This window comes from Streptomyces zhaozhouensis (genome assembly GCF_900230195.1).
Lineage (GTDB): Bacteria > Actinomycetota > Actinomycetes > Streptomycetales > Streptomycetaceae > Streptomyces > Streptomyces zhaozhouensis.
The window spans coordinates 81792-91475 of record NZ_OCNE01000010.1 but is presented as its reverse complement, the minus strand read 5'-3'; the positions used below and the strand labels follow the sequence as shown (position 1 = coordinate 91475).

Annotated in this window: 6 protein-coding genes; 4 read left to right on the top strand and 2 right to left on the bottom strand. The window is 75.4% G+C overall.

Going from position 1 to position 9684, the window contains the following annotated elements:
* Window positions 1-71 precede the first annotated feature (71 nt).
* The gene (locus tag CRP51_RS15675; RefSeq protein WP_097231819.1) at window positions 72-1781 is read left to right on the top strand and encodes a phytoene desaturase family protein; all 1710 of its coding nucleotides are present in this window, start codon (window positions 72-74) and stop codon (window positions 1779-1781) included.
* Window positions 1782-2840, top strand: a complete 1059-nt coding sequence (locus tag CRP51_RS15670; protein ID WP_097231818.1) for an MDR family NADP-dependent oxidoreductase — start codon at window positions 1782-1784, stop codon at window positions 2838-2840. It abuts the gene before it with no gap.
* A gap of 62 nt (window positions 2841-2902) precedes the next feature.
* Here the strand turns inward: CRP51_RS15670 and CRP51_RS15665 are convergent, their stop codons facing one another.
* Window positions 2903-3334 (bottom strand): hypothetical protein, encoded by a 432-nt coding sequence (locus CRP51_RS15665; RefSeq protein WP_097231817.1) that lies wholly within the window; start codon window positions 3332-3334, stop codon window positions 2903-2905.
* A gap of 159 nt (window positions 3335-3493) precedes the next feature.
* Here CRP51_RS15665 and CRP51_RS15660 point away from each other — a divergent pair, with 159 nt between their 5' ends.
* Entirely contained in the window at window positions 3494-5158 is a 1665-nt protein-coding gene (locus CRP51_RS15660; RefSeq protein ID WP_097231921.1) for a translation initiation factor 2, read from the top strand.
* A gap of 119 nt (window positions 5159-5277) precedes the next feature.
* Here the strand turns inward: CRP51_RS15660 and CRP51_RS15655 are convergent, their stop codons facing one another.
* A complete protein-coding gene (locus tag CRP51_RS15655; protein ID WP_097231816.1) occupies window positions 5278-7233 on the bottom strand; it encodes a hypothetical protein in 1956 nt (651 codons plus the stop codon).
* Window positions 7234-7563: 330 nt separating this feature from the next.
* Between CRP51_RS15655 and CRP51_RS15650 the strand changes: the two genes are divergently transcribed.
* The gene (locus CRP51_RS15650) at window positions 7564-9567 is read left to right on the top strand and encodes an elongation factor G (protein WP_097231815.1); all 2004 of its coding nucleotides are present in this window, start codon (window positions 7564-7566) and stop codon (window positions 9565-9567) included.
* The last annotated feature ends 117 nt before the right edge of the window (window positions 9568-9684 follow it).

The following is a 9684-nucleotide window of genomic DNA, read 5'->3' as shown; positions in this document are numbered from 1 at the left end:
CCGGCGGCGTGCGAGGGAGCGCGAGAAGAGGGGAAACCAGCAGGATGCCACAGCGCAAGCGGCGCGAAAGCATGATCATCATCGGTGGCGGCCTGGGCGGCCTGGCCACCGGCGCCTACGCCCGAATGAACGGCTACCGGACGCACATCCTGGAGATGCACGAGATCCCGGGCGGCTCGTGCACCTCCTGGGACCGGGGCGACTTCACCTTCGACTGGTGCGTCTCCTGGCTGCTGGGCAGCGGCCCCGGCAACGAGATGCACCAGATCTGGCTGGAGCTCGGCGCCATCCAGGGCAAGGAGATCCGGCAGTTCGACGTCTTCAACATCGTGCGCGGCCGCGACGGGCAGGCCGTCTACTTCTACTCCGACCCGGACCGGCTGGAGCGGCACCTCACCGAGATCTCGCCGGCCGACGCCCGCCAGGTGCGGCACTTCTGCCGCAACCTGCGGACGTTCCAACGGGCCCTGGCCGTCTACCCGTTCCTCAAACCGGTCGGCATGATGGGCCGGCTGGAGCGGTGGCGGATGATGGCCTCGTTCCTGCCCTACTTCAACTCCATCCGGCGGTCCATCACCGAGCTGATGACCGACTACTCGCAGCGGTTCCGGCATCCGCTGCTGCGTGAGGCGTTCAACCACGTCCTCTACGAGAAGCACCCCGAGTTCCCGGTGCTGCCGTTCTACTTCCAGCTCGCCTCGCACGCCAACCACTCGGCCGGCGTGCCGGAGGGCGGCTCGCTGGGGCTCGCCCGCTCCATCGAGCGGCGCTATCTCGGGCTCGGCGGCGAGATCACCTACAACGCCAGGGTGGAGGAGATCCTGGTCGAGAACGACCACGCGGTGGGCGTGCGGCTCAGCGACGGCCGGGAGTTCCGGGCCGACATCGTGGTCGCCGCCTGCGACATGCGCAGCGCCGTGGTCGACATGCTCGGCGGGCGGTACCTCAACGACACCTACCGCCGGCTGTACACCGAGACCATCGACGAGCCGGGGATGCTCTCCCCCGGCTATGTCTCCCTCTTCCTCGGGCTGCGCCGCCGCTTCCCCGAGGCCGACCCCTGCACCACCTATCTGCTGGAGCCGGAGGTCGCGGAGAAGCTGACCGGGATGCGGCACCCGAGCGTCAACATCCAGTTCCGCGACCGGCACTACCCGGAGCTGTCGCCCGACGAGACCAGCGTGGTGTACGCCACCTACTTCTCCGAGGCGGCCCCCTGGCGCGAGCTGCGCGAGGGCCCCGAGCAGTCCAGCCGGGTGCGGCGCGGGCAGGTGCTGCACACGCTGCCCGTGCGGCACGGCAAGCCGTACCTGGCGGCCAAGCGCCGGGTGCGGACCACGCTGGAGGCGTTCCTGGAGGAACGCTTCCCCGGACTGCGCGAGTCGATCGCGGTGCGGGACGTCTCCACGCCGCTGACGCAGGTGCGCTACACCGCCTCGCACAACGGGGCGTTCCCCGGCTGGCAGCCGTTCATGGACGAGGGCGGGGAGACCCTGGAGCGCGAGATCAACCGGCTGGGTCCCGTGCTGCCGGGGCTGGCCGACTTCTACATGTCCGGTGTGTGGGTCACCGTGGGCGGCCTGATCCGCGCCGTGGCCGCCGGGCGGCAGGTCACGCAGTTCATCTGCCGGGACGACGGGCGGGAGTTCACCGCCGAGATCGACCGGAGCCTGCCGCCGCCCCGGCAGCTCGTCGTGCCGGTCGGCCCGCCCGAGCGGCACGGCACCCTTCCCCCAGCCCGGCGGCCCGCGGCCGCCACCAGAGCACCGAGGAGCGCCTGAGTGAAGAGCGAGAAGTGGGTCGTCCGCGAGCACGTGCCCGGCATCCCCGAGGCCGACCGCATCTACGAGAAGGTCACCGAGGAGCTGGACGTCTCCGCGCTGCGCGACGACGAGATGCTGCTGCGCACCCGTTGGGTCTCCGTCGACCCCTACCTGGTGGGCCTGTCGCAGGAGACGCCGCTCGGCGAGCACGTCGGCGGCGACTCGATCCTGGAGGTGCTGGAGGCGGGGCCCGACGCGCGGTTCGCCGTCGGCGACCTGGTGCAGGGCTTCGGCGGGTGGCGCACCCATCTGGTCAGCGACGGGCGCGCCTGGGTCTGGCGCCACGGCCGCTTCCCGCTGCGGCTGCCCGCGATGCGCCGGCTGGAGGCGGCCGACCACGACGCGGCGCTGCCACTGACCACCGCGCTCGGCGTGCTCGGCACCCCCGGCATCACGGCGTGGGGCACCATGACGAAGTTCCTCGACGTGCGACCCGGGGACACGGTGCTGATCAGCGGCGCCAGCGGCGCGATCGGCACGCTGGCCGCGCAGTTGGCCAAGCGCGCCGGCGCGGGCCGGGTGATCGGCACCACCAGCTCCGAGGAGAAGGTCGGCTACCTGGAACGCTTCGGCTTCGACGCGGTGGTGCGCTACCGGCAGGGCGACGACGTGGACGAGACCCACCGGGCGCTGCTGGCCACGACCGAGGGCATCGACCGCTACTTCGACAACCTCGGGGGCTCGATCACGGACGCCGCGTTCCGGATGCTGCGCCCGTACAGCAGGGTCGCGGTCTGCTGGCAGTGGTCGACGACGGTCAACGGCGACTGGGCGGGCCCCCGGCTGCTGCCGTACATCATGTTCCCGCGCACCACGATCCGGGGCATCTTCGCCGAGGAGTGGTTCACCGAGGAGAACCTGGCCGAGCTGCGGCGCGACGTCGGCGGCGCGGTCAGGCGCGGGGAGATCGTCTTCGACCAGACGGTGCACCAGGGCTTCGACAGCTTCCCGACGGCCTACCAGAACCTGTACACCAACCGGGCGGCCAACCGGGGCAAGCTGATCGTCGAGGTCTGACCCGCCGGTGCGCCCCGGCCCCCGGCCGCCGCGTCGCGACGCGGGGGCCGGGGGCCGGGGGCTCACTCCGTCCGGTGCTCGGCCGCGCGCAGCGCCTCACGGGCGGCCGTGATGAACGCGAACCTGGCCCGTTCCAGCTCGTCGGGACCGCGCTCGCGACGTAACGCCTCCAGCAGCGCGCCCGCCTCCGTCGCGGCCGGCCCCTCCAACTGGACGGCGCCCATGGCCCGTTGGAGCGCGGCGCGGTCCTCGGCCGTGGAGCCGCCGGTCCTGCGGGCCAGCAGCACGGTCTCCGCGGCGTCCAGGAAACGGAGATAGGTCGCCCGGCGGGCCGCCAGCGCCCGCTCCTGCCGCTGCTGCTCGACGGTGATCCGCACCGTCTCCAGCATCGCGGCGGCCTGCCGCCGCCCCGCGGAGCGGGCGAAGACCCCGCTGATCAGGCTGGCCAACAGCGCCGCCCCCGCCGCGATCAACGCCACTCCCCACTCCGTCATGCCGACAATCCTTCCCTGCCGGGCTGACCCTCCCACCCTCGACGAGTACGATCGAGCCATGCCGTCGGACAACCCATGCAACCGCCGGTGACCAGCGGCGACAGCCCGCGGGCCGCCGTCGGCACGGCCACGGCGGACAACCGCCGCACGGCCCGCACGGTGCTCTTCGCGGCCCGTTCCGCCACCGCCCTCCACCGGCTGCTGGACGTTCTGCCGGTGTTCGCGGGGGACGACCGGATCGCCCGCCGCTTCACGCTGGTGCCCGGCTCCGACTTCGACGCCGAGGCGCTGACCGCCGTCGAGCGGGCCGGCGCGCGGACCGTGCCGTGGGAACGGGCGGGCCGGGACAGGTTTGACCTGATCGTGGCGGCCAGCCCCAAGGGCGCCCTGGGCGCCCTCGACGGCACGCTGGCGCTGCTGCCGCACGGCGCAGGCTTCGGCAAGTCGCTCCCCGGCGAGGGCACGCCCGGCGTCGCCTCCGGGCTCGACCCCGCGTTTCTGCTGGTCGACGGCGCGCCGAGGGCCGACCGGCAACTGCTGGCCCACCCCGACCAGCTCACCCGCCTGGCGCGGGCGAGCGCCGAGGCCGCCACGCGCGCCGTGGTCGTCGGCGACCCCACGCTGGAGCGCCTGCTGGCCTCGGCCGCCCACCGCGACCGTTACCGCGCGGCGCTGGGCACGGGCGCGCGCCGCCTGGTGGCGCTGGTCTCGACCTGGGGCCCCGAGTCGCTGCTGGCCCGCCGCCCGACGCTGGCCACCGAGCTGTCGGGGCTGCTGCCGCACGACGCCTACCAGGTCGCGCTGGTGCCCCACCCCAACGAACGCAGCCGCCTCGGCTCCTTCGACCTGGCGCAGGCGCTGGCCCCCGCGCGCGAGGCCGGGCTGCTGCTGCCGGGACCGCGCGACGAGTGGGCGTCGCTGCTGGTGGCGGCGGACGCGGTGGTCACCGACCACGGTGCGACGGCGCTCTACGCCGCCGCGCTCGGGCGGCGGGTGCTCGCCGCCTACGACGGCGGCCACGAGCTGATCCCCGAAAGCCCGACGGCGCGGCTGCTGGCCGCCGCGCCCCGGCTCGAAACGGCCGAGGCGCTGCCGGCGCTGCTCTCCGGGCCGGTCGCCCCCGGCGTCGCGGCGGCGGCCGACGCGGCGTTCGCCCGGCGCGGCGGCGTGCTGGCGGCGCTGCGCCGGGAGCTGTACGCACTGCTGGGCCTGACGCCCGTCGGGCCGCCGCCGGAGCCGGAGACGCTGCCCGTGCCCACCGCGCCGCACCGCGCGCCCGCCGCGTTCGCGGTGCGCGCGGTGCGCGGGGTCACCGGCCGGGCCGGGGAGGCCGGCGAGGCCGGCGAGGGGGAGCGCGTCGCCGTGGAACGGCACCCGACGTGGTGGGCCGGTCCGGTGCGGCTGTTCGCGGCCGAGTGGGGCGTGGCCGGGCAACGGCACGTGCAGAGCGCGGGGTTGCTCTACCGGCGTCGCGCGTGCGCGGAACGCGGCGCGGGGGCGCACCGGGCCACGTGGACGGTCGACGGATGGATCGACGCGGCGCTCCGCGACCACCCGGGGTGCGCCACGGCGGGCGTGCTGCTCTCCGGCGAGCTCGCGCTCGTCAGGGCCAGGGGCGGCCGGACACTCGCCCTGGAACTGTCGCCCCACGCGGCCGACGGCCGCCTCCTCCACACCGACCCGGCCGCCGCGCTGGCCGCCGCGCACGTGCTGCTGTCCGAACGCCCGCACGCCCGCGGCCCGTTCACGGCGGTCATCGGCGACCTTCCCTTTCCGTGCGTGCTGCGCGAGGCGGGCGCCGAGGAACGGTCCCGGACGGTGTAGGTCGCCTCGTTCGGAGGTGGCGGGGGCGACAAGCGAGCCGGCGGGCGGGGTGCGTCGTCGACCGCGAGACGTGGACGTCACTCGCGCGGCTGTCCGCGCCCCCGAGCCGCCCGCCCGGGTCACGCCCCCCTGCGTCGCTCGATCGCCTTCGCCGCCGCCCGGTGGCGGGCGGACTCCTCCGCCTCGCCCCGCTCCTCCGCCAGGTCGGCGAGCGCGTGCAGCACCCGCGCCTCGTCGAAGTCCGCGCCGCGGGCGCGCGCCGCGTCCAGCGCCGCCGCGTACAGCGGGGCGGCCTCGGCCGGCCGGCCGCGCCGGCGCAGCACCCCGCCGAGCGCGAAGGCCGCGCGGGACGCGAGCCGTTCCCGCCGCAACTCCTCGGCCGTGCGGCACGCCTGCGTCAGCAGCTCCTCGGCGCGCTCCAGCTCGCCGAGCGCGGCGAGCGCCTCGCCCAGCCGGTAGGTGCCGAGCAGCACACCGTAGGCGTTGTCGATGGCGCGGTGCGCCTTCCGCGCCTCGGCGAAGTCGGCCGCCGCCGACTGCCAGTCGCCGCGTCGCCCGTGCAGCGTTCCCCTGAACTCGACGACCGAGGCGGCGAGTTTGCGGTGGAGCTCACTGCCGTCGAGCAGCTCGGCGGCCGCCTGAGCCCGCGTCAGCTCCTCGGCGGCCGCGTCGAACTCCCCCTGCTCCCAGCGGACTCGGGCCAGCTGGCTGCGCATCCGCACCAGCGCCGGCGGATGTTCCGCGCGCTGCGCCGCCTGGACGCCGAGGGTGAAGGAGTCGGCCGTGTCGGCGTGGTGCGGATGGTCGAGGAAGTGGGTCCACAGCGCCTCGCAGAGCGCCCATCCCTCGTCGTGCAGTTCCAGCCGCGCGGCCTGGGCGACCGCGCCGTGCAGCGCGTGCCGTTCGGCCTCCAGCCAGCGGTAGGCGTCGGCGGGCGCGCCCCCGCCGAAGTCCGCGTCGGGCGCGCCGGGCACCGGTTCCGCCCGCGCGGCCAGGGTCAGGCGCGCGCCGGCCGCCAGCAGGTCGGCGCGCTGCGCCTGCCGCAGGTACCAGCGCACGACCCGGGTCGCCGCCGCACGGCGCTCCGCCTCGTCGCCGTCCTCCCGCGCGCGGCGCTCCGCGTGGCCGCGCAACAGGTCGGGCAGCCTGGTCCGTTCGCCCCTGGGGTCGAGCAGGCCCGCCGTCTCCAACGCGTCCAGGGCGTCGTCGGCCGCGTCCCGGCCCCGCCCCAGCAGGGCCGCCGCGCCCTCACCGGTCAGCGAGCCGCCGGGAAAGAGCGGCACCAGCCGGTAGAGGAGCGCGGCGTTCCCGTCGAGGGAACGGTAGGCGGCGTCCCAGACCGCTTCGACCATCGGCAGCCCCCGGTCGGTGAGTTCGGTTTCCAGCTCGGCGAGGAGCCGGGCCAGCGGGCGCCTGCGGTGGCGCCGCATCCACTGCCCGGCCACCCGCAGCGCGGCCGGCAGTCCCGAGCACAGCCGCAGCAGCCCGTCCACCGCCTCCGGCTCCGTCGCGAGCCGGGGGTCGTCCACGATCAGCCGCAGCAGCTCCGCCGCGTCCCGGTCGCCGAGCGGCGCCAGCGGCAGCTCGACGGCCGAGCCGCTCTCCAGGTCGGGCAGCGGCCCGTGGCTGGCCACGATGACCAGGCTCTCGCCGGACGCGGGCAGCAGCGGCACCACCTCGGCCGCGGACCTGGCGTTGTCGATCAGCACGATCAGCCGGCGGCCGTCGGTGCGGTCCCAGTACTGGCGGCTGCGGTCGCGCAGCGTCTGGTCGAGCCAGCGGCCCTCCACGTCCAACGCGCCGAGCAACTGGCCCAACGCGTCGGTGACTTCGACGACCCCGCCGCGTCGCAGGTCGTCCAGGTCGACATGGAGGACGCCGTCGGGGTAGCGCTCCCGCAGCCCGCGGGCCAGCCGGTAGGCCAGCTCCGTCTTCCCGGTGCCGCCGAGGCCGCTGAGCGCCAGGCACAGCGGCCTGGCCGCGCTCTTCCACTCCGCGACGGCCCGGAACGCCAGGGCCTGCTCGTCCTCCCGGTCGACGAAGTGCGCTGTCTCCGGTGGAACCTGGTACACCATTCCCGGCCGACTCCCCGTCCGACTGGCGCCGGCGGTGCCCTCGGGCACGCCGCACGGCGACGCCCCGCGCGAGGCGTCCCCTCACTCTAGGTGCACCGCCCGTACCCGAACCAGCGAACCTCCGCGCGCGCCCGCCCCGTTCACCCCACGCGCCGCCGGGCCGTCAATTCGCTGGCGCCGCCGGTCTCCTTGGGTACGCTGCCCGGCGGAGGCGCCCGTCCCGGGCGGCCCGGCACGCGGACACATCCGGCGGACAGGAGAGGCAGATGCGGCGTCACTTCGGAGCAGTAGAAGCGCCCACTCGTTCCTTTCTGATCTCCGAGGACACTCGTGCCCTTCCCCACTCTGAACATCGGCGTGCTGGCCCATGTTGACGCCGGCAAGACCAGCCTGACCGAGCGCCTTCTCTTCGACAACGGCGCCGTCGCCCGTCTCGGCAGCGTCGACGAGGGCAGCACCCGCACCGACTCCGGCGAGCTGGAACGCGAGCGCGGCATCACCATCCGCAGCGCGGTGGCCGCCTTCCGCGTCGGGCGACGCCAGGTCAACCTGGTGGACACCCCGGGCCACCCCGACTTCGTCGCCGAGGTGGAACGCGCCCTCTCCGTGCTCGACGCGGCCGTGCTGGTGGTCTCCGCCGTGGAGGGCGTGCAGGCCCAGACGCGGGTGCTGATGCGTTCGCTGCGCGCGGCACGCCTGCCGACGCTGCTGTTCGTCAACAAGATCGACCGGGCGGGCGCCCGCCCCGAGGCGCTGCTGGCCGACATCCGCGCGCGGCTGACGCCGACCGCCGTCCCGCTGACCACGGTCACCGACCCGGGGACGCGGGGCGCGCGGGCCCTGGCGCGCTCCCTGGCCGACCCCGCCGTGCGGGCCGAGGTCGGTCAGGCGCTGGCGGAGCGGGACGACGCGCTGCTGGCGCGGCTGGTCGACGACCGGCCGCCGTCGGCCGGGGAGCTCTCCGCGCTGCTGGCCGGGGCGGTCTCGGCCGGTCGCGCCCACCCGGTGCTCGCCGGCTCGGCGCTCACCGGCGAGGGGGTCGGGGCGCTGACCGAGGCGTTGACCGCCTGGGTCGGTCTCCCGGAGGCCGGGGACTCGGCCGCGCCCTCCGGGACCGTCTTCGCGGTGGAGCGCACCGGGGAGGGCGAGAAGGTGGCCTATCTGCGGTTGTTCGAGGGGCGGTTGCGGGCGCGGCGTCGGGTCACCTTCCGGCGGCGCGAACCGGACGGTGCCCGGGGCGAGTTCACCGGCCGGATCAGCCGGCTGGAGGTCGTCGCCCCGGATGGGTGGTCCGTCGGGCGGGGCGAGACACCGTTGCGCGCGGGAGAGATCGGCCGGCTGCACGGGCTGCCCGGGGTGCGCATCGGGGACCGCCTGGGCGACCCGCCGCGCTCGGACGCGCGGACCCGCTTCGCGCCGCCGAGTCTGGAGACGGTGGTGCGACCGGCGTCGCCGGCGCTGCGGACCGCGCTGCACGCGGCGTTGACCGCGCTGGCCGACGAGGACCCGCTGATCAGGACGCGCACCGCGCGGGACGGCACGTTGAGCGTGCTGCTCCACGGCGCGGTGCAGCGCGAGGTGCTGGGCGAGCGGCTGCGCCGGGACTTCGGCGTGGAGGCGGTCTTCTCGCCGGTCACCCCGGTCTACTTCGAGCGGCCGGCGGGCGTCGGCACGTCCCTGACCGAGCTGCGCAAGCGGGGGCCGAACGACTTCTGGGCGACCGTCGGGCTGCGGGTCGAGCCGCTGGCGGCGGGCGAAGGGCTGCGGTTCGAGCGGCGGGTGGAGTGGGGCGCGCTGCCCCGCGCGTTCCATCTGGCCGTCGAGGAGGCGGTCCGGCACACGCTGCGCCAGGGGCTGCGGGGCTGGGAGGTGACGGACTGCCTGGTCACGCTGTACCGGGTGGGCTGGCACTCCCCCAACAGCGTCGCCGCCGACTTCCGGGGCCTGACCCCGGTCGTGCTGATGCGGGCGCTGCGCGAGGCCGGCACGCGGGTGTACGAGCCGTGTCAGTCGGTGGAGCTGGAGATCCCGTCGGACACGTTGCACACGGTGGCCGGCCGGCTGGCGACGGTCGGCGGACGGGTGCTGGATTCGGCCGAACGCGGCGACAGCTGGTTGCTGACCACTGAGGTGCCGACTCGGCTGGTTCCCGAACTGGTCGCCGCGCTGCCCGAGTTGACCAAGGGCGAGGGCGCGCACTGGTCACGCCCGGAGGGGGACCGACTGGTCAGGGGGACCCCGCCGAGCCGGCAGCGCTTCACGGGGGACCCGCTGGACTACCGGGAGTATCTGCGTTACCTGTCCCTGGGCCCGGCGGCCTACGAGGAGGGGTGACCCGGCGCGGGTGAACGGCGGATGGGCGGGGGGGCGGGGCACCGTGGGGGCGGTGAGACGCCGCCGGGGCCCTCGGCGCCCCGGTCGCCGAGGGAGTCGAACTCCCCGGGCCCTCGG